Origin of the sequence: Streptomyces sp. R41 (assembly GCF_041053055.1) — a bacterium.
Classification (GTDB): Bacteria; Actinomycetota; Actinomycetes; order Streptomycetales; family Streptomycetaceae; genus Streptomyces.
The window spans coordinates 2,034,899-2,053,621 of the sequence record NZ_CP163443.1 but is presented as its reverse complement, the minus strand read 5'-3'; the positions used below and the strand labels follow the sequence as shown (position 1 = coordinate 2,053,621).

The 18,723-nt window shown below is 69.5% G+C and carries 18 protein-coding genes; 17 read left to right on the top strand and 1 reads right to left on the bottom strand.

Going from position 1 to position 18,723, the window contains the following annotated elements:
* The first annotated feature begins 31 nt into the window (after positions 1-31).
* The 4 genes from AB5J53_RS09720 to nusB all read left to right on the top strand — a co-directional run bounded on the left by AB5J53_RS09720 (position 32) and on the right by nusB (position 3,186).
* Complete coding sequence (locus AB5J53_RS09720) at positions 32-934, top strand: Pro-rich N-terminal domain-containing protein (protein WP_369245221.1); 903 nt, start codon at positions 32-34, stop codon at positions 932-934.
* Positions 935-1,015: 81 nt separating this feature from the next.
* Positions 1,016-2,122, top strand: coding sequence for a M24 family metallopeptidase (locus AB5J53_RS09715; RefSeq protein WP_369245220.1), 1,107 nt, complete (start codon positions 1,016-1,018; stop codon positions 2,120-2,122).
* Positions 2,123-2,182: 60 nt separating this feature from the next.
* A complete protein-coding gene (gene efp, locus AB5J53_RS09710) occupies positions 2,183-2,749 on the top strand; it encodes an elongation factor P (RefSeq protein ID WP_369245219.1) in 567 nt (188 codons plus the stop codon).
* Between the two features lie 2 nt (positions 2,750-2,751).
* On the top strand, positions 2,752-3,186 hold the full coding sequence (gene nusB, locus AB5J53_RS09705; RefSeq protein ID WP_189188034.1) for a transcription antitermination factor NusB: 435 nt from the start codon (positions 2,752-2,754) through the stop codon (positions 3,184-3,186).
* A gap of 209 nt (positions 3,187-3,395) precedes the next feature.
* Here nusB and bldD read toward each other — a convergent pair whose 3' ends face one another.
* Entirely contained in the window at positions 3,396-3,896 is a 501-nt protein-coding gene (gene bldD, locus AB5J53_RS09700; RefSeq protein WP_067366005.1) for a transcriptional regulator BldD, read from the bottom strand.
* Between the two features lie 253 nt (positions 3,897-4,149).
* Between bldD and pyrR the strand changes: the two genes are divergently transcribed.
* The 13 genes from pyrR to metK all read left to right on the top strand — a co-directional run bounded on the left by pyrR (position 4,150) and on the right by metK (position 18,416).
* The gene (gene pyrR / locus AB5J53_RS09695; RefSeq protein WP_369245218.1) at positions 4,150-4,740 is read left to right on the top strand and encodes a bifunctional pyr operon transcriptional regulator/uracil phosphoribosyltransferase PyrR; all 591 of its coding nucleotides are present in this window, start codon (positions 4,150-4,152) and stop codon (positions 4,738-4,740) included.
* A 90-nt stretch (positions 4,741-4,830) separates the two neighbouring features.
* On the top strand, positions 4,831-5,808 hold the full coding sequence (locus tag AB5J53_RS09690; protein ID WP_369245217.1) for an aspartate carbamoyltransferase catalytic subunit: 978 nt from the start codon (positions 4,831-4,833) through the stop codon (positions 5,806-5,808).
* A 5-nt stretch (positions 5,809-5,813) separates the two neighbouring features.
* A complete protein-coding gene (locus AB5J53_RS09685; RefSeq protein ID WP_369245216.1) occupies positions 5,814-7,100 on the top strand; it encodes a dihydroorotase in 1,287 nt (428 codons plus the stop codon).
* Complete coding sequence (locus AB5J53_RS09680) at positions 7,097-7,666, top strand: hypothetical protein (protein WP_369245215.1); 570 nt, start codon at positions 7,097-7,099, stop codon at positions 7,664-7,666. The genes AB5J53_RS09685 and AB5J53_RS09680 overlap by 4 nt, the downstream gene beginning before the upstream one ends.
* Positions 7,663-8,805: a glutamine-hydrolyzing carbamoyl-phosphate synthase small subunit gene (gene carA / locus AB5J53_RS09675; protein ID WP_369245214.1), complete on the top strand. Its 1,143-nt coding sequence runs from the start codon at positions 7,663-7,665 to the stop codon at positions 8,803-8,805. Before AB5J53_RS09680 ends, carA begins: the two co-directional genes overlap by 4 nt.
* On the top strand, positions 8,798-12,106 hold the full coding sequence (gene carB, locus AB5J53_RS09670; protein ID WP_369245213.1) for a carbamoyl-phosphate synthase large subunit: 3,309 nt from the start codon (positions 8,798-8,800) through the stop codon (positions 12,104-12,106). Before carA ends, carB begins: the two co-directional genes overlap by 8 nt.
* Positions 12,107-12,183: 77 nt before the next feature.
* Positions 12,184-13,290, top strand: a complete 1,107-nt coding sequence (locus AB5J53_RS09665) for a quinone-dependent dihydroorotate dehydrogenase (protein ID WP_369252132.1) — start codon at positions 12,184-12,186, stop codon at positions 13,288-13,290.
* On the top strand, positions 13,287-14,129 hold the full coding sequence (gene pyrF, locus AB5J53_RS09660; RefSeq protein WP_369245212.1) for an orotidine-5'-phosphate decarboxylase: 843 nt from the start codon (positions 13,287-13,289) through the stop codon (positions 14,127-14,129). Before AB5J53_RS09665 ends, pyrF begins: the two co-directional genes overlap by 4 nt.
* 310 nt (positions 14,130-14,439) lie before the next feature.
* Positions 14,440-14,763, top strand: a complete 324-nt coding sequence (locus AB5J53_RS09655; protein ID WP_016638838.1) for an integration host factor — start codon at positions 14,440-14,442, stop codon at positions 14,761-14,763.
* A gap of 37 nt (positions 14,764-14,800) precedes the next feature.
* On the top strand, positions 14,801-15,358 hold the full coding sequence (gmk, locus tag AB5J53_RS09650; protein WP_369245211.1) for a guanylate kinase: 558 nt from the start codon (positions 14,801-14,803) through the stop codon (positions 15,356-15,358).
* Positions 15,359-15,395: 37 nt separating this feature from the next.
* Complete coding sequence (gene rpoZ, locus AB5J53_RS09645) at positions 15,396-15,668, top strand: DNA-directed RNA polymerase subunit omega (RefSeq protein ID WP_003982715.1); 273 nt, start codon at positions 15,396-15,398, stop codon at positions 15,666-15,668.
* 96 nt (positions 15,669-15,764) lie between these two features.
* On the top strand, positions 15,765-16,967 hold the full coding sequence (gene coaBC, locus AB5J53_RS09640) for a bifunctional phosphopantothenoylcysteine decarboxylase/phosphopantothenate--cysteine ligase CoaBC (protein ID WP_369245210.1): 1,203 nt from the start codon (positions 15,765-15,767) through the stop codon (positions 16,965-16,967).
* Positions 16,968-17,207: 240 nt separating this feature from the next.
* Complete coding sequence (gene metK / locus AB5J53_RS09635) at positions 17,208-18,416, top strand: methionine adenosyltransferase (protein ID WP_369245209.1); 1,209 nt, start codon at positions 17,208-17,210, stop codon at positions 18,414-18,416.
* The last annotated feature ends 307 nt before the right edge of the window (positions 18,417-18,723 follow it).

The following is an 18,723-nucleotide window of genomic DNA, read 5'->3' as shown; positions in this document are numbered from 1 at the left end:
AGCCAAAAGACACGAGACGGAGTGGCACCGGATGCAGCACGCAGTGGGGGCTCCGCTGCCGCCGCCCCACCAGCCGGGGCATGGAACGGCCGCCGGCTGGTCGCCGACCGGACAGCACCCGGGACACCCGGGTCCCGTGCCCGCTCCCGGTTTCACCGGAGCGCCCGTGCCTCCCGGGGTCCCTCCCACGCAGGTCCCGCATCACGTGCCCCAGCACCATGCTCCGCAGCAGCCTGCGCATCACGCCCCCGCGCAGCCCGCACACCACGCTCCCGTGCCTCCCACGCCGGACACGACCGGGCATGTGCAGCTGCCCCCGGGCGGCCCCGTCGCCATGCCGTCGCCGCCGCCCGCCACGGGCGCCTCCGACCCCACCGCCACCACGCTGGCGGTGCTGCTCATCGGTCCCGCGGGAGCCGGAAAGACCAGCGTCGCCAAGTACTGGGCGGACCACCGCCGAGTCCCCACCGCGCACATCAGTCTCGACGACGTACGCGAATGGGTGCGCTCGGGTTTCGCGGACCCGCAGTCGGGGTGGAACGATCATTCGGAGGCGCAGTACCGCCTGGCCCGCCGCACCTGCGGCTTCGCCGCGCGGAACTTCCTGGCCAACGGCATCTCCTGCATCCTCGACGACGCCGTCTTCCCGGACCGCCCGGTCGTCGGCCTCGGCGGCTGGAAGCGCCACGTCGGTCCCGGCCTGCTGCCGGTCGTCCTGCTCCCGGGCCTGGAGATAGTCCTGGAGCGCAACGCCGAGCGCTCCGGAAACCGCCGCCTCACCGACGAGGAAGTCGCCCGCATCCACGGCCGGATGGCCGGCTGGTACGGCTCCGGGCTGCCCATCATCGACAACTCGCAGCTCGACGTTCCGGCCACGGCCCGTGTCCTGGACGACGTGCTCGCCCGGTCGATCGCCAGCCCGCCGCAGTGGTGAACGGCCGGCACCGATACCTCCGCCCACACGTCCGGCCCCTCTGAACCGGCGACATCCGGCCACCGCTCGTAGGCTCGGTTCATGCCAGAGGTGTACGCGGCCCGCAGAGAGCGGGTCCGAGAGCGCTGTACGGCGGGCGGCAGCGCGACGGCGCTCGTCACCCGCCCCGCCAACGTGAGGTATCTCGCCGGTGCGGCCCCGCGCGGTGCCGTGCTCCTGCTGGGCAGGGGCGAGGATCTGCTGCTGTGCGGCAGTCCGCCGAGCGGCGAGGCCGACGAAGGCCGCCCCGACGAGGCGCTGCGCGTGCAGGTGCTGCCACGCGCCGGCGGTGATCCGGCCGTCGCCGCCGCCGATGTCGCCGCGGCCCAGGGCGCCGAGTCCCTCGCGGTCGAGGAACACCACCTGACCGTGACCCGGCACCGCGCCATCGGCTCGGTGGCGCCACGGCTGCGTCTCGGCGACCTGGGCGGCGCGGTGGAACAGCTTCGGGTGATCAAGGACGAGGAGGAGATCTCCTGTCTGCGGATCGGCGCCGAGATCGCCGACCAGGCCCTGGGCGAACTCCTCGAATCCATCCTGGTGGGGCGAACCGAACGCCATCTCGCCCTGGAGCTGGAGCGCCGCCTCGTCGACCACGGCGCCGACGGGCCGGCCTTCGCGACCTCGGTCGGAACCGGCCCGAACTCCGGACGGCGCGGTCACCGGCCCACCGACCGGCGGGTCGAGGAGGGCGACTTCCTCTCCGTCTGCCTGGGCGCCACCTATCGCGGCTACCGCTGCGAGATCGGCCGAACCTTCGTGATCGGCACCTCGCCCGCGGACTGGCAGATCGAGTTGTACGACCTCGTCTTCGCCGCCCAGCGGGCCGGACGGGAGTCGCTGGCGCCCGGCGCCGCCTACCGTGACGTGGACCGCGCGGCCCGCCAGGTACTGGACTCCGCGGGCTATGCGGAAGGTCTTCCACCGCTGACCGGGCACGGTGTGGGGCTCGAAATCGACGAGGACCCGCAGCTGGCCCCCGCGGCCATGGGTAAACTGGACGCTTGCGTGCCGGTCACCGTCGAACCGGGGGTCCACCTCCCGGGCCGGGGCGGTGTCCGGATCGATGACACGCTCGTCGTACGCCCTGAGGCGGACGGCGGACCCGAGCTACTCACCATCACGACCAAGGAGCTGCTCGCGCTCTAGCTTTTCGAGCTACGCGCGTGCGCCGGGGTCGTCCACGTCAGTCCAGGAGATTCCGCAACCGTGGCTTCCACGAACGACCTCAAGAACGGCCTGGTGCTCAAGCTCGAAGGCGGCCAGCTCTGGTCCGTCGTCGAGTTCCAGCACGTCAAGCCCGGCAAGGGCCCTGCCTTCGTGCGCACCAAGCTCAAGAACGTGCTCTCCGGCAAGGTCGTCGACAAGACGTTCAACGCCGGTGTCAAGGTCGAGACGGCCACTGTCGACAAGCGCGACATGCAGTTCTCGTACATGGACGGCGAGTACTTCGTCTTCATGGACATGGAGACCTACGACCAGCTGATGGTCGACCGCAAGGCCGTCGGCGACGCCGCCAACTTCCTGATCGAGGGCTTCACCGCCACGGTCGCGCAGCACGAGGGCGAGGTGCTCTTCGTCGAGCTGCCGGCCGCCGTCGAGCTGGTCGTCCAGGAGACCGAGCCCGGCGTTCAGGGCGACCGCTCCACCGGTGGCACCAAGCCCGCCATCCTGGAGACCGGTCACCAGATCAACGTCCCGCTCTTCATCACCACCGGTGAGAAGATCAAGGTCGACACCCGCACCAGCGACTACCTCGGCCGGGTGAACAGCTAACCGTGGCTGCCCGCAACACGGCCCGCAAGCGCGCCTTCCAGATCCTCTTCGAGGGCGACCAGCGCGGCGTGGACGTCCTGACAGTCCTCGCGGACTGGATCCGGCACTCCCGGACCGACACACGGCAGCCGCCGGTGAGCGAGTACACGATGCAGCTGGTCGAGGGCTACGCGAAGAAGGCGGCCCGGATCGACGAGCTGCTCGCGCAGTACGCCGTCGGCTGGACGCTGGACAGGATGCCGGTCGTCGACCGCAACATTCTGCGCCTCGGTGCCTACGAGCTGATCTGGGTCGACGAGACCCCGGACGCCGTGGTGCTCGACGAGGCGGTGCAGCTGGCGAAGGAGTTCTCGACGGACGAGTCGCCCTCGTTCGTGAACGGCCTGCTGGGCCGGCTGAAGGACCTGAAGCCGTCGCTCCGCCGGGACGAGGCGTAGGCGCTCCGCCGGGAGGGCGGGGTACGAACAGGGGAACCGCCTGCTCCGCCCCAGAAGCCGTCACGGAGGGCCCGCAGCTCACGCTGCGGGCCCTCCGGCGTTCCCGTACCCACGAGGCTCCCCAGGCCCGCAGAAAGCCGCCGGGGTGGCCGGAACCATGAAGTTCCGGCCACCCCGGCGGCACGTTTCTGCTGAGCTGCCCGAAGGGGTCAGCCCTCGTCGTGGGAGACGGCGCGGCGCGCGTCCGCGTCCAGGACGCCCCAGCTGATCAGCTGCTCGGTGAGGACCGAGGGCGACTGGTCGTAGATGACGGCGAGGGTGCGCAGGTCGTCCTGGCGGATCGACAGCACCTTGCCGTTGTAGTCACCGCGCTGGGACTGGATCGTCGCCGCGTAACGCTGCAGGGGACCCGCCTTCTCGGCCGGCACGTGGGCCAGCCGCTCCAGGTCCAGGACCAGCTTCGGCGGCGGCTCGGCGGCCCCGCCCGGCGTGGTGCCCGGCAGCAGCTCCTGCACCGGAACCCCGTAGAAGTCCGCCAGCTCCGCGAGGCGCTGAACGGTGACGGCGCGGTCGCCGCGCTCGTACGAACCGACCACGACCGCCTTCCAGCGTCCCTGGGACTTCTCCTCGACGCCGTGGAGGGAAAGGCCCTGCTGGGTGCGGATGGCGCGGAGCTTGGCCCCGAGCTGTTTGGCGTATTCGCTGGACATATAGCTCCCCGGACGCTGTATCAACGTGCGGCTCCGCCGCGCGGCTGGTGACTCTTGTGACTCACAGTGAGGTTACGCAGCGTTACTCTTCCCCGTCAAGCCGAATGGTCCGGACCGACCCTTCCGTGGGAGTCACCGGCGGTGGCTTGAAGGGTGGTGATCAGGGGCGTTGCCGGACTGGTAACGTGGGTGGCGCAATTCCGACGTCCTTTAATGATCCGTCCCGTGAGGCGGAGAAGGAGGTCCGTTTCGTATGGACACAGAGCAGGACAAGCAGCAGTACGAAGCCGATGCGCGGCCCGTTCTCGAAGCCCCCGACATCGCGCGGGTGCTGACCCGCATCGCCCACGAGATCGTCGAGCGTGCCAAGGGCGCGGACGACGTGGTGCTCCTCGGTATTCCGACCCGAGGCGTCTTCCTGGCCCGCAGGCTGGCCGACAAGCTCGAAGAGATCACCGATCGCAAGATCCCGGTCGGCTCCCTCGACATCACCATGTACCGCGACGACCTGCGCATGCATCCGCCCCGTGCGCTGGCCCGCACCGAGATTCCCGGTGACGGCATCGACGGCCGCCTGGTCGTCCTCGTCGACGACGTGCTCTTCTCCGGCCGCACCATTCGCGCGGCGCTCGACGCGCTGAACGACATCGGCCGCCCGCGCGCCGTGCAGCTCGCGGTCCTCGTCGACCGCGGGCACCGCGAACTGCCCATCCGCGCCGACTACGTCGGCAAGAACCTCCCCACGTCGTTGCGGGAGACGGTCAAGGTCCAGCTCGCCGAGGAGGACGGTCGAGACACCGTGCTGCTCGGTGCGAAGCGGACCTCCTCGGACGCACAGCAGTAGCCCTCCGGCGTACGCCGCTGTCGTACGCCCCTGAGTGCGCCTTGCGTGCCCGAATCCTCCCGAACTGAACTGCCTTACGGAGCCTGACAGATGCAGCGTCATCTCATCTCGGCCGCCGACCTCACCCGCGACGACGCCGTCCTGATCCTCGACACCGCCGAGGAGATGGCCCGGGTCGCCGACCGGCCGATCAAAAAGCTGCCGACCCTGCGCGGCCGCACCGTCGTCAACCTCTTCTTCGAGGACTCGACCCGCACCCGGATCTCCTTCGAGGCCGCCGAGAAGCGCCTCTCCGCGGACGTCATCAACTTCACCGCCAAGGGATCGAGCGTGTCCAAGGGCGAGTCCCTGAAGGACACCGCCCAGACCCTCGAAGCCATGGGCGTCGACGCCGTCGTCATCCGGCACGGCGCCTCCGGGGCCCCGTACCGGCTCGCCACCTCCGGCTGGATCGACGCCGCCGTCATCAACGCCGGTGACGGCACCCACCAGCACCCCACGCAGGCCCTGCTCGACGCCTTCACCATGCGCCGCCGCCTGGTCGGCCGGGACGCCGGGATCGGGCAGGACCTGTCCGGCAAGCGCATCACGATCGTCGGCGACGTCCTGCACAGCCGGGTCGCCCGCTCGAACGTCGATCTGCTGCACACCCTCGGCGCCGAGGTCACCCTCGTCGCCCCGCCGACCCTGGTGCCCGTCGGCGTCGGGACCTGGCCCTGCGAGATCTCGTACGACCTCGACAGCACGCTCTCCAAGTCCGACGCGGTGATGATGCTGCGCGTGCAGCGCGAGCGGATGAACGCGGCGTTCTTCCCGACCGAGCGCGAGTACTCACGGCGCTACGGCCTCGACGGCGACCGCATGGCGAAGATGCCCGAGCACGCCATCGTGATGCACCCCGGCCCGATGGTCCGCGGTATGGAGATCACCGCCGAGGTCGCCGACTCCGAGCGCTGCACCGTCGTCGAGCAGGTCGCCAACGGCGTCTCGATCCGGATGGCCGTCCTGTATCTGCTCCTTGGCGGCAACGAGCCGGCCGTCACCCACACCCGTACCGAGGAGAAGTAAGAACCATGAGCAAGATCCTTATCCGTGGTGCGAAGGTGCTCGGGGGCGAGCCGCAGGACGTCCTGATCGACGGTCGGACGATCGCGGAGGTGGGTGTCGGTCTCAGCGCCGAGGGCGCCGAAGTCGTCGAGGCCGACGGCAAGGTGCTCCTTCCGGGACTCGTCGACCTGCACACGCATCTGCGTGAGCCGGGCCGTGAGGACTCCGAGACCGTGCTGACCGGTACGCGGGCGGCGGCCGTCGGTGGCTACACCGCCGTGTTCGCCATGGCCAACACCTTCCCGGTCGCCGACACCGCCGGTGTGGTCGAGCAGGTCTACCGGCTCGGCCAGGAGCACGGCTACTGCGACGTGCAGCCCATCGGCGCCGTCACGGTCGGCCTGGAGGGCAAGAAGCTCGCCGAGCTGGGCGCGATGCACGAGTCGGCGGCCGGCGTCACGGTCTTCTCGGACGACGGCAAGTGCGTGGACGACGCGGTGATCATGCGCCGCGCCCTCGAGTACGTGAAGGCCTTCGGCGGTGTGGTCGCGCAGCACGCGCAGGAGCCCCGCCTCACCGAGGGCGCCCAGATGAACGAGGGTGTCGTCTCCGCCGAGCTGGGGCTCGGGGGATGGCCGGCGGTGGCCGAGGAATCGATCATCGCCCGGGACGTCCTGCTCGCCGAGCACGTCGGCTCGCGCGTCCACATCTGCCACCTGTCGACGGCGGGTTCGGTCGAGATCGTGCGCTGGGCCAAGTCCCGCGGCATCGACGTCACCGCCGAGGTCACCCCGCACCACCTGCTCCTCACCGACGAGCTGGTGCGCACGTACAACCCGGTCTACAAGGTCAACCCGCCGCTGCGCACCGAGCGCGATGTCATGGCGCTGCGCGAGGCGCTCGCCGACGGCACGATCGACATCGTCGCCACCGACCACGCGCCGCACCCGCACGAGGACAAGGACTGCGAATGGGCCGCGGCCGCCATGGGCATGGTGGGGCTCGAGACCGCGCTGTCCGTCGTGCAGCAGACGATGGTCGAGACCGGGCTGCTGGACTGGGCCGGAGTCGCGGACCGCATGTCGGTCAAGCCCGCGCAGATCGGTCGGGCGAAGGGCCACGGCCGTCCCGTCTCGGCAGGTGAGCCCGCGAACCTCACCCTGGTCGACACGGCATACCGTGGGGCCGTGGACCCCGCGGGCTTCGCCTCGCGCAGCCGCAACACCCCCTACGAGGGCCGTGAGCTGCCGGGCCGGGTCACGCACACCTGGCTGCGGGGCAAGGCCACCCTCGTCGACGGGAAGCTCGCGTGACACCTCTCATCTCGATGGCCGCCGAACAGAAGTCGGCGCCCGTGACCGACTGGGCCGGCCGGATCGGCTGGCTCGTCGGGCTCATCCTGTTCGTCGCGCTCATCTACTGGCTGATGCGCGAGGGCTGGAAGTGGCGCGCCACCCTCCAGGGTGACCTGCCCGAGCTGCCTACCGCGCCAGAAGCCCTCGGCCCGGTGAAACTGAGCATGAGCGGCCGCTACCACGGCTCCACCACCGCCGGGCAGTGGCTCGACCGCATCGTGGCGCACGGCCTGGGCACCCGCAGCCGGGTCGAGCTGACCCTGACGGAGGCGGGCCTGGATGTCGTACGTCCGGGAGCGACCGACTTCTTCGTGCCTCTCGCGGCCCTGCGAGAGGCCCGGCTCGACAAGGGCATCGCCGGCAAGGTCCTCACCGAGGGCGGACTCCTCGTCGTCACCTGGGCGCACGGCGACAAACTGCTCGACTCCGGTTTCCGCTCGGATCGCGCGGCCGAGCACAACGAGTGGGTCGACACCCTGAACAGCATGATCAACAAGAGCATCGACACGGAAGGCGCACGATGACGACCTCCACCAGGGGAGCCGCCAAGGTTCCCGCCGTACTCGTCCTGGAGGACGGCCGGATGTTCCGTGGCCGTGCCTACGGGGCCGTGGGGGAGACCTTCGGCGAAGCGGTGTTCTCCACCGGCATGACCGGCTACCAGGAGACCCTCACCGACCCGTCGTACCACCGCCAGGTCGTCGTGATGACCGCCCCGCACGTCGGCAACACCGGCGTCAACGACGAGGACCCCGAGTCGCAGCGGATCTGGGTCTCCGGTTACGTCGTACGCGACCCCGCGCGCGTGCCCTCCAACTGGCGCTCCCGGCGCTCGCTCGACGATGAGCTGCGGCACCAGGGCGTCGTCGGCATCAGCGGCATCGACACGCGTGCGCTGACCCGCCATCTGCGCGAGCGCGGCGCCATGCGCGTCGGCATCTTCTCCGGCAACGCGCTGCCCGACGAGGGCACGATGCTCGCCGAGGTGCGCCAGGCCCCCGAGATGAAGGGCGCGAACCTCGCCGCAGAGGTCGCCACCAAGGAGACGTACGTCGTCCCCGCGATCGGCGAGAAGCGCTTCACCGTCGCCGCCGTCGACCTGGGCATCAAGGGCATGACCCCGCACCGCATGGCCGAGCGCGGCATCGAGGTGCACGTGCTGCCCGCGACGGCCACGGTCGAGGACGTGTACGCCGTGAACCCCGACGGCGTCTTCTTCTCCAACGGTCCCGGTGACCCGGCGACCGCCGACGGTCCGGTGGCCGTCATGCAGGAAGTGCTCGCCCGCAAGACGCCGCTCTTCGGCATCTGCTTCGGCAACCAGATCCTGGGCCGCGCGCTCGGCTTCGGCACGTACAAGCTGAAGTACGGCCACCGCGGCATCAACCAGCCCGTGCAGGACCGCACGACCGGCAAGGTCGAGGTCACCGCGCACAACCACGGCTTCGCCGTCGACGCCCCGCTCGACAAGGTGTCCGACACCCCCTACGGCCGCGCCGAGGTCTCCCACGTCTGCCTCAACGACAACGTGGTGGAGGGCCTCCAGCTGCTCGACCAGCCGGCCTTCAGCGTCCAGTACCACCCCGAAGCGGCAGCGGGCCCGCACGACGCCGCCTACCTGTTCGACCGCTTCGTATCCCTGATGGAGGGCCAGCGTGCCTAAGCGCACCGATATCCAGTCCGTCCTGGTCATCGGCTCCGGCCCGATCGTCATCGGCCAGGCCGCCGAGTTCGACTACTCCGGCACCCAGGCGTGCCGCATCCTGCGCGCCGAGGGCCTGAGGGTCATCCTGGTCAACTCCAACCCGGCGACGATCATGACCGACCCGGAGATCGCCGACGCGACGTACGTCGAGCCGATCACCCCGGAGTTCGTCGAGAAGATCATCGCCAAGGAGCGCCCGGACGCGCTCCTGCCCACCCTGGGTGGCCAGACGGCGCTCAACACCGCCATCTCACTGCACGAGGCCGGGACCCTCGAGAAGTACGGCGTCGAGCTGATCGGCGCCAACGTCGAGGCGATCAACAAGGGCGAGGACCGCGACCTCTTCAAGGATGTCGTCGAGGCCGTCCGCCGGAAGATCGGCCACGGCGAGTCGGCACGCTCGGTCATCTGCCACTCGATGGACGACGTGCTGGGGGGCGTCGAGACGCTCGGCGGCTACCCGGTCGTCGTCCGCCCCTCCTTCACCATGGGCGGCGCCGGATCCGGCTTCGCGCACGACGAGGAGGAGCTGCGCCGCATCGCCGGGCAGGGCCTGACGCTGTCGCCGACCACCGAGGTGCTCCTGGAGGAGTCCATCCTCGGCTGGAAGGAGTACGAGCTGGAGCTGATGCGCGACAAGCACGACAACGTCGTGGTCGTCTGCTCCATCGAGAACTTCGACCCGATGGGTGTGCACACCGGTGACTCGATCACCGTCGCCCCGGCGATGACGCTGACCGACCGCGAGTACCAGATCCTGCGCGACATCGGCATCGCGGTCATCCGCGAGGTCGGCGTGGACACGGGTGGCTGCAACATCCAGTTCGCGGTGAACCCCGAGGACGGTCGCGTGATCGTCATCGAGATGAACCCGCGCGTGTCCCGCTCCTCGGCCCTCGCCTCCAAGGCGACCGGCTTCCCGATCGCCAAGATCGCCGCGAAGCTCGCCGTGGGCTACACGCTGGACGAGATCCCGAACGACATCACCGAGCAGACTCCGGCGTCCTTCGAGCCGACGCTCGACTACGTCGTCGTCAAGGCGCCGCGGTTCGCCTTCGAGAAGTTCCCGTCGGCGGATTCGACCCTGACGACCACCATGAAGTCGGTCGGCGAGGCCATGGCGATCGGCCGCAACTTCACCGAGGCGCTGCAGAAGGCGCTGCGGTCACTGGAGAAGAAGGGCTCGCAGTTCACGTTCGTGGGCGAGCCCGGCGAGAAGAAGCTTCTCCTCGAGGAGGCCGTACGGCCGACCGACGGGCGCATCAACTCCGTCATGCAGGCCATCCGCGCGGGCGCCACGCCCGAGGAGGTCTTCGAGGCGACGAAGATCGACCCGTGGTTCGTCGACCAGCTGTTCCTGATCAAGGAGATCGCGGACGAACTGGCCGCCGCCGACAAGCTCGACCCCGAGCTGCTGGCCGAGGCCAAGCGGCACGGCTTCTCCGACGTGCAGATCGCCGAGATCCGCGGGCTGCGCGAGGACGTCGTGCGCGAGGTGCGGCACGCGCTGGGCGTGCGCCCGGTGTACAAGACGGTCGACACGTGCGCCGCCGAGTTCGCGGCCAAGACGCCGTACTTCTACTCCTCCTACGACGAGGAGACGGAGGTCGCGCCCCGCGAGAAGCCCGCGGTCATCATCCTGGGCTCCGGCCCGAACCGGATCGGCCAGGGCATCGAGTTCGACTACTCCTGCGTCCACGCCTCCTTCGCGCTCAGCGACGCGGGCTACGAGACCGTGATGGTCAACTGCAACCCCGAGACCGTCTCCACCGACTACGACACCTCCGACCGCCTGTACTTCGAGCCGCTGACGCTCGAAGACGTGCTGGAGATCGTCCACGCGGAGTCGCTGGCCGGTCCGATCGCGGGTGTCATCGTGCAGCTCGGCGGGCAGACCCCGCTGGGCCTGGCGCAGGCGCTCAAGGACAACGGCGTGCCGGTCGTCGGTACGTCCCCCGAGGCGATCCACGCCGCCGAGGACCGCGGCGCCTTCGGGCGGGTCCTCGCGGAGGCCGGTCTCCCTGCCCCCAAGCACGGCACCGCCACCACCTTCGCCGAGGCCAAGGCCATCGCCGACGAGATCGGCTACCCCGTCCTCGTACGGCCCTCGTACGTGCTCGGCGGGCGCGGAATGGAGATCGTGTACGACGAGACGCGGCTGTCCTCGTACATCGCCGAGTCGACCGAGATCAGCCCCTCCCGGCCCGTCCTGGTCGACCGGTTCCTCGACGACGCGATCGAGATCGACGTCGACGCCCTGTACGACGGCGAGGAGCTCTACCTCGGCGGCGTCATGGAGCACATCGAGGAGGCCGGCATCCACTCCGGCGACTCGGCGTGCGCGCTGCCGCCGATCACGCTCGGCGGGTTCGACATCAAGCGGCTGCGGGCGTCCACGGAGGCCATCGCTCGCGGAGTGGGCGTGCGCGGACTGATCAACATCCAGTTCGCGATGGCCGGGGACATCCTGTACGTCCTCGAAGCCAACCCGCGTGCCTCGCGCACGGTCCCCTTCACCTCGAAGGCGACCGCGGTGCCGCTGGCGAAGGCCGCCGCCCGGATCTCGCTCGGCGCGACCATCGCCGAACTGCGCGCCGAGAGGCTGCTGCCGGCGGTCGGAGACGGCGGCGAACTGCCTCTGGACGCGCCGATCTCCGTCAAGGAGGCCGTCATGCCGTGGTCGCGCTTCCGCGACATCCACGGGCGTGGCGTGGACACCGTCCTCGGCCCGGAGATGCGCTCCACCGGTGAAGTCATGGGCATCGACTCGGTGTTCGGGACGGCGTACGCCAAGTCGCAGGCGGGCGCGTACGGTCCGCTGCCGACCAAGGGCCGTGCCTTCATCTCGGTCGCCAACCGCGACAAGCGCTCGATGATCTTCCCGGCGCGCGAACTCGTCGCCCACGGGTTCGAGTTGCTCGCCACGTCCGGCACGGCCGAAGTGCTCAAGCGCAACGGCATCAACGCCACGGTCGTGCGCAAGCAGAGCGAGGGCGAGGGCCCGAACGGCGAGAAGACCATCGTCCAGCTCATCCACGACGGCCACGTCGACCTCATCGTCAACACGCCGTACGGCACCGGTGGCCGCCTCGACGGCTACGACATCCGTACGGCCGCCGTGGCCCGGTCCGTGCCGTGCCTGACGACGGTCCAGGCGCTCGCCGCCGCCGTCCAGGGCATCGACGCGCTCAACCACGGTGACGTGGGCGTGCGCTCACTCCAGGAACACGCCGAGCATCTGACCGCGGCCCGCGACTAGCAGCCCTGAGGGGGACATCGGAAACGGTGTCCCCCTCTTCGTGAGCCCCTTCGTGAGGCTCTTTTGAGGACATGACCATGTACAAGCTCTTCTTCAACCTCGTCTTCAAGCGGATGGACCCCGAGCAGGCGCACCACCTCGCCTTCCGGTGGATCCGGCTCGCCGTCCGCGTCCCTGTCCTGCGCACCTTTGTCGCCGCCGCGCTCGCGCCCCGCTACAAGGAGCTGCGCACCGAGGCGTTCGGGCTGCGGATGCACGGCCCGTTCGGGCTCGCGGCGGGCTTCGACAAGAACGCCGTCGCCATCGACGGGATGTCGATGCTCGGCTTCGACCACATCGAGATCGGCACGGTCACGGGGGAGCCGCAGCCGGGCAACCCCAAGAAGCGCCTGTTCCGCCTTGTGCCGGACCGCGCGCTGATCAACCGCATGGGGTTCAACAATGAGGGCTCCCGGGCCGTGGCGGCCCGCCTGGCGGCCCGTACGCCGGTCTTCAGGACCGTCGTGGGCGTCAACATCGGCAAGACCAAGGTCGTACCGGAGGCCGAGGCGGCCGCCGACTACGTGAAGTCGACCGAGCGGCTGGCCGCGCATGCCGACTACCTCGTGGTCAACGTCAGCTCCCCGAACACGCCCGGTCTGCGCAATCTCCAGGCCACGGAGTCGCTGCGGCCGCTGCTGAGCGCCGTCCGTGAAGCCGCCGACCGAGCCGTGACCGACCGGCGGGTGCCACTCCTCGTCAAGATCGCGCCCGACCTCGCGGACGAGGACATCGACGCGGTCGCCGACCTGGCTGTCGAGCTCGGCCTGGACGGGATCATCGCCACGAACACCACCATCGCGCGCGAGGGACTCGGTTTGAAGTCCCAGCCCTCTCTGGTCAAGGAGACCGGCGGACTCTCCGGCGCGCCGCTCAAAGCACGCTCCCTGGAGGTGCTGCGCCGCCTCTACGCGCGCGTGGGCGACCGGATCACCCTCGTGGGCGTCGGCGGCATCGAGAACGCCGAGGACGCCTGGCAGCGCATCCTGGCCGGCGCCACGCTGGTGCAGGGCTACAGCGCCTTCATCTACGAGGGCCCCTTCTGGGGTCGCGCCATCCACAAGGGGCTCGCCGCGCGCCTTCGCAGCAGCCCGTACGCCACCCTCGCCGACGCGGTCGGCGCCGACGTGAGGAAGTCCGCATGAGCCTGGAACCCTTTGGCGCACGTCTTCGCCGCGTAATGGACGAGCGGGGCCCCCTGTGCGTGGGCATCGACCCGCACGCCTCTCTGCTCACCGACTGGGGCCTGAACGACGACATCGCGGGCCTGGAGCGCTTCAGCCGCACCGTCGTCGAGGCGCTGGCCGACCGGGTCGCCGTCCTCAAGCCGCAGAGCGCCTTCTTCGAGCGCTTCGGGTCGCGCGGGATCGCCGTCCTGGAGAAGTCGGTCGAGCAGGCGCGGGCGGCCGGCGCGCTGGTCGTGATGGACGCCAAGCGCGGCGACATCGGCTCGACCATGGCCGCGTACGCGGAGACCTTCCTGCGCAAGGACGCGCCGCTCTTCTCCGACGCGCTGACCGTGTCGCCCTACCTCGGCTACGGCTCGCTGAAGCCCGCGGTGGAGCTCGCGCGCGAGAGCGGGGCCGGGCTCTTCGTCCTCGCGCTCACCTCCAACCCGGAGGGCGGCGAGGTGCAGCACGCGGTCCGGGCGGACGGCCGGAACGTCGGAGCGACGATGCTCGGGCACCTGGCCGTCGAGAACGCGGGGGAGACGCCCCTCGGCTCCTTCGGCGCGGTCGTCGGGGCCACGCTGGGCGACCTCTCCTCGTACGACCTGGAGATCAACGGACCGCTCCTCGCACCCGGAATCGGTGCCCAGGGGGCGACGGCGGCCGATCTGGCGGGTGTCTTCGGGGCGGCGGTGCGCAATGTCGTCCCGAACGTGAGCCGGGGTGTTCTTCGTCACGGTCCCGACGTGGCCGCGCTGCGCGAGTCCGCGGAGCGCTTCGCGGAGGAGATCAGGGCCGCTGTTGCGGCCGCCTGAGTCCTCGGACAGTCGCTCGACAGTCCTCCGATGAGTGTCTTCGGAGCGCCCTGAGTCTGAATACATCCTCAAATCCGGGGCAGTATGTCGGAAATGTCCGGCTCCAGGGAGGCTGACCAGGACTTTTCCGCTGTTCTCGCTGACTCTGGCGCACTTGCCCGCTAGTCTCCGTCGAGTGGGGGCACCTCCCACGCTTTTAAGGCAGTGGGGGAGAACGGGCAAGCGTGTTGCTCGTAGCTCCCCAGGTGTGGGGCGACTAGGTTCCTCACCGGTCCGTATCCGACAGTTCGACATCCGAGGTGACGTAGGCGTGGCTCTTCCGCCCCTTACCCCTGAACAGCGCGCAGCCGCGCTCGAAAAGGCCGCCGCGGCTCGCCGGGAGCGGGCCGAGGTCAAGAATCGACTCAAGCACTCCGGCGCCTCCCTTCACGAGGTCATCAAGCAGGGCCAGGAGAACGACGTCATCGGCAAGATGAAGGTCTCCGCTCTCCTCGAGTCCCTGCCGGGCGTGGGCAAGGTCCGCGCCAAGCAGATCATGGAGCGACTCGGGATCTCCGAGAGCCGCCGCGTACGCGGCCTCGGCTCGAACCAGATCGCTTCCTTGGAGCGCGAGTTCGGCGGCTCCGGCGCCTGAGTCCTGGGCACTCCGGGATTGCTGGAATAATCGCTGCATGAGTGAACGTCCGCGGCTGACCGTGCTCTCCGGCCCCTCAGGGGTCGGCAAGAGCACGGTCGTCGCCCATATGCGCAAGGAACACCCCGAGGTCTGGCTCTCGGTGTCGGCGACGACCCGCAAGCCGCGCCCGGGTGAGAAGCATGGAGTCCACTACTTCTTCGTCACCGACGAGGAGATGGACAAGCTGATCGCCAACGGCGAGCTGCTGGAGTGGGCCGAATTCGCCGGCAACCGCTACGGGACGCCGCGCAAGGCCGTCCTGGAGCACCTGGAGTCGGGTGTGCCGGTCCTCCTGGAGATCGACCTCCAGGGTGCCCGTCAGGTCCGCGAGTCCATGCCGGAGGCCCTGCTCGTGTTCCTGGCCCCTCCCTCCTGGGAGGAGCTGGTGCGCAGGCTCACCGGGCGGGGCACCGAACCGCCCGAGGTGATCGAGCGCCGCCTGGCGGCGGCCAAGATCGAGTTGGCGGCCGAGCCGGAGTTCGATGTCACCCTGGTCAACACCTCCGTCGAGGACGTGGCGCGCGAGCTGCTAGCCTTGGTGGACGTTGTGTGATCTTCACTGATCAATCCCACCTTTCGGAAGGCCAAGCGTGTCCTCTTCCATCACCGCGCCCGAGGGCATCATCAACCCTCCGATCGACGAGCTCCTCGAGGCCACCGACTCGAAGTACAGCCTCGTGATCTACGCGGCCAAGCGTGCCCGTCAGATCAACGCGTACTACTCGCAGCTCGGCGAGGGCCTCCTCGAGTACGTCGGTCCGCTCGTCGACACCCACGTCCACGAGAAGCCGCTTTCGATCGCCCTGCGCGAGATCAACGCGGGTCTGCTGACGTCCGAGGCCGTTGAGGGCCCCGCGCAGTAGTCACCGTTTCTTTCCTTCATCCCAGGCCCGGCAGCGCGACTGTCGGGCCTGTGGTGTGTCATGGGGTTGTACGTTTTCGAGTGTTGGGGAGGCCCGGTGGACAAGCCGAAGGTCGTTCTGGGGGTCAGCGGCGGCATCGCCGCCTACAAGGCCTGTGAGCTGTTGCGTCGTTTGACCGAGTCCGGTCATGACGTACGGGTCGTTCCCACCGAGTCGGCGCTGCACTTCGTCGGCGCCGCCACCTGGTCCGCGCTCTCCGGCCACCCGGTCTCGACCGAGGTCTGGTCGGACGTCCACGAGGTCCCGCACGTCCGCATCGGGCAGCACGCCGACCTGGTGGTCGTGGCCCCCGCGACGGCGGACATGCTGGCCAAGGCGGCCCACGGCCTGGCCGACGACCTCCTCACGAACACCTTGCTGACCGCCCGCTGTCCGGTCGTCTTCGCTCCCGCCATGCACACGGAGATGTGGGAGCACCCGGCGACCGAGGAGAACGTGGCGACGCTGCGCCGCCGCGGCGCCGTCGTCATCGAGCCCGCGGTGGGGCGCCTGACCGGTGTCGACACCGGCAAGGGGCGGCTGCCCGAGCCCGCCGAGATCTTCGAGATCTGCCGCCGGGTGCTCGCGCGGGGCGTGACCGAGCCCGATCTGACCGGCCGTCACGTCGTCATCAGTGCGGGCGGCACGCGCGAGCCGCTCGACCCGGTCCGCTTCCTCGGCAACCGCTCCTCCGGCAAGCAGGGGTACGCCCTCGCCCGTACGGCGGCCGCGCGCGGCGCCCGCGTCACCCTGATCGCCGCGAACACCGGACTGCCGGACCCGGCCGGCGTGGACGTCGTACAGGTCGGGACGGCCGTGCAACTGCGCGAGGCGGTACTGAAGGCGGCCTCCGACGCCGACGCCGTGGTGATGGCCGCGGCGGTGGCGGACTTCCGCCCGGCCACGTACGCGGCCGGAAAGATCAAGAAGCAGGACGGCCAGGAACCGGAGCCGATCGTTCTGATCCGTAATCCGGACATCCTCGCGGAGATCTCCACGGACCGGCCGCGCCCCGACCAGGTGGTCGTCGGCTTCGCCGCCGAGACGGACGACGTCCTCGCCAATGGCCGTACGAAGCTGGAGCGCAAGGGCTGCGATCTCCTCGTGGTGAACGAGGTGGGAGAGCGCAAGACGTTCGGCTCCGAGGAGAACGAGGCCGTGGTGCTCGGAGCCGACGGCAGTGAGACCCCGGTGCCGTACGGACCCAAGGAAGCCTTGGCCGAGACCGTGTGGGACCTGGTGACACGCCGCCTGCGGTGAATGTCTCATTCGCCTCAACGGACGCCTCCATCCGCGCGAAATACGGTGTGACGAACCTGGTGAAGACCGATCGTCATGGCGCAGAATGCCCGTGCCGCAGGTCACAGCGCTTCCGAGAAGCGAGACAAGGGGGCCTGCGGGCGAGCGCGACCGATAAACTGTTCTCGGACGACGCCGGGCGCAGCCTCCGTCCCGTCCGCCAATGATCAGCCAGCAGCCGCTGCAACCACAGGGAGCGTTGTGTCCCGTCGCCTGTTCACCTCGGAGTCCGTGACCGAGGGTCACCCCGACAAGATCGCTGACCAGATCAGCGACACCATTCTCGACGCGCTTCTGCGGGAGGACCCGACGTCCCGGGTCGCCGTGGAGACGCTGATCACGACCGGCCTGGTGCACGTGGCCGGCGAGGTCACGACCAAGGCGTACGCGCCGATCGCCCAGCTCGTGCGGGACAAGATCCTCGAGATCGGCTACGACTCGTCGAAGAAGGGCTTCGACGGCGCGTCCTGTGGCGTCTCCGTGTCCATCGGCTCGCAGTCGCCGGACATCGCGCAGGGCGTCGACACGGCGTACGAGAACCGGGTCGAGGGTGACGACGACGAGCTCGACCGGCAGGGTGCGGGCGACCAGGGCCTGATGTTCGGTTACGCGACCGACGAGACGCCGAACCTGATGCCGCTTCCGATCCACCTGGCGCACCGCCTCTCGCGCCGTCTGTCCGAGGTCCGCAAGAACGGCACGATTCCCTACCTCCGTCCCGACGGAAAGACCCAGGTCACCATCGAGTACGACGGTGACAAGGCGGTCCGCCTGGACACGGTCGTGGTCTCGTCCCAGCACGCTTCGGACATCGACCTGGACTCGCTCCTGGCCCCCGACATCCGCGAGTTCGTGGTCGAGCCGGAGCTGAAGGCCCTCCTCGACGACGGCATCAAGCTGGACACCGAGGGCTACCGCCTCCTGGTCAACCCGACCGGCCGCTTCGAGATCGGCGGCCCGATGGGCGACGCCGGCCTGACCGGCCGCAAGATCATCATCGACACGTACGGCGGCATGGCCCGCCACGGCGGCGGCGCCTTCTCCGGCAAGGACCCGTCCAAGGTCGACCGCTCCGCCGCGTACGCGATGCGCTGGGTCGCGAAGAACGTCGTCGCCGCGGGCCTCGCCTCGCGCTGCGAGGTCCAGGTCGCCTACGCGATCGGCAAGGCCGAGCCCGTCGGTCTCTTCGTCGAGACCTTCGGCACCGCCAAGGTCGACGCCGAGAAGATCGAGACCGCCATCACCGAGGTCTTCGACCTCCGCCCGGCGGCCATCATCCGCGACCTCGACCTGCTGCGCCCGATCTACGCTCAGACGGCCGCGTACGGACACTTCGGCCGCGAGCTGCCCGACTTCACGTGGGAGCGGACGGACCGGGTGGAGGCGCTGCGCAAGGCTGCCGGTCTGTAGGACCCGCTTGTTCGGCGAGGCCCGGTGCCCCTTCGGGGTGCCGGGCCTCACCGTTTCACCACACGGGAAATGGGTGGTGCGGGTGGCTGCGGCGTTCGTACGCTGGTGATCTCCCGGTGCGATGGCCGCGGTTACTTCGGTGGAGTGCGCCCAGGGCGCGCGGTGAATCTGGTACATGGTCCGCTGCCGCTTGGAACTCGGGAGGTGCTGACGTCGTGGCGCCCGGTGCGATGGTTGCGGGTACTTCCGGGTGATCTCCTTCGCAGGTTCGAATCCTGCTGCCGGTCCTGGACCGGTATGGCCGAGT

Coding starts and splice junctions, on each gene's coding strand:
- gmk (WP_369245211.1), top strand. CDS start 14,801: ATGAGTGAACGTCCGCGGCTGACCGTGCTCTCCGGCCCCTCAGGGGTC.
- AB5J53_RS09685 (WP_369245216.1), top strand. CDS start 5,814: ATGAGCAAGATCCTTATCCGTGGTGCGAAGGTGCTCGGGGGCGAGCCG.
- carA (WP_369245214.1), top strand. CDS start 7,663: ATGACGACCTCCACCAGGGGAGCCGCCAAGGTTCCCGCCGTACTCGTC.
- AB5J53_RS09715 (WP_369245220.1), top strand. CDS start 1,016: ATGCCAGAGGTGTACGCGGCCCGCAGAGAGCGGGTCCGAGAGCGCTGT.
- AB5J53_RS09690 (WP_369245217.1), top strand. CDS start 4,831: ATGCAGCGTCATCTCATCTCGGCCGCCGACCTCACCCGCGACGACGCC.
- AB5J53_RS09720 (WP_369245221.1), top strand. CDS start 32: ATGCAGCACGCAGTGGGGGCTCCGCTGCCGCCGCCCCACCAGCCGGGG.
- bldD (WP_067366005.1), bottom strand. CDS start 3,896: ATGTCCAGCGAATACGCCAAACAGCTCGGGGCCAAGCTCCGCGCCATC.
- pyrR (WP_369245218.1), top strand. CDS start 4,150: ATGGACACAGAGCAGGACAAGCAGCAGTACGAAGCCGATGCGCGGCCC.
- AB5J53_RS09665 (WP_369252132.1), top strand. CDS start 12,184: ATGTACAAGCTCTTCTTCAACCTCGTCTTCAAGCGGATGGACCCCGAG.
- pyrF (WP_369245212.1), top strand. CDS start 13,287: ATGAGCCTGGAACCCTTTGGCGCACGTCTTCGCCGCGTAATGGACGAG.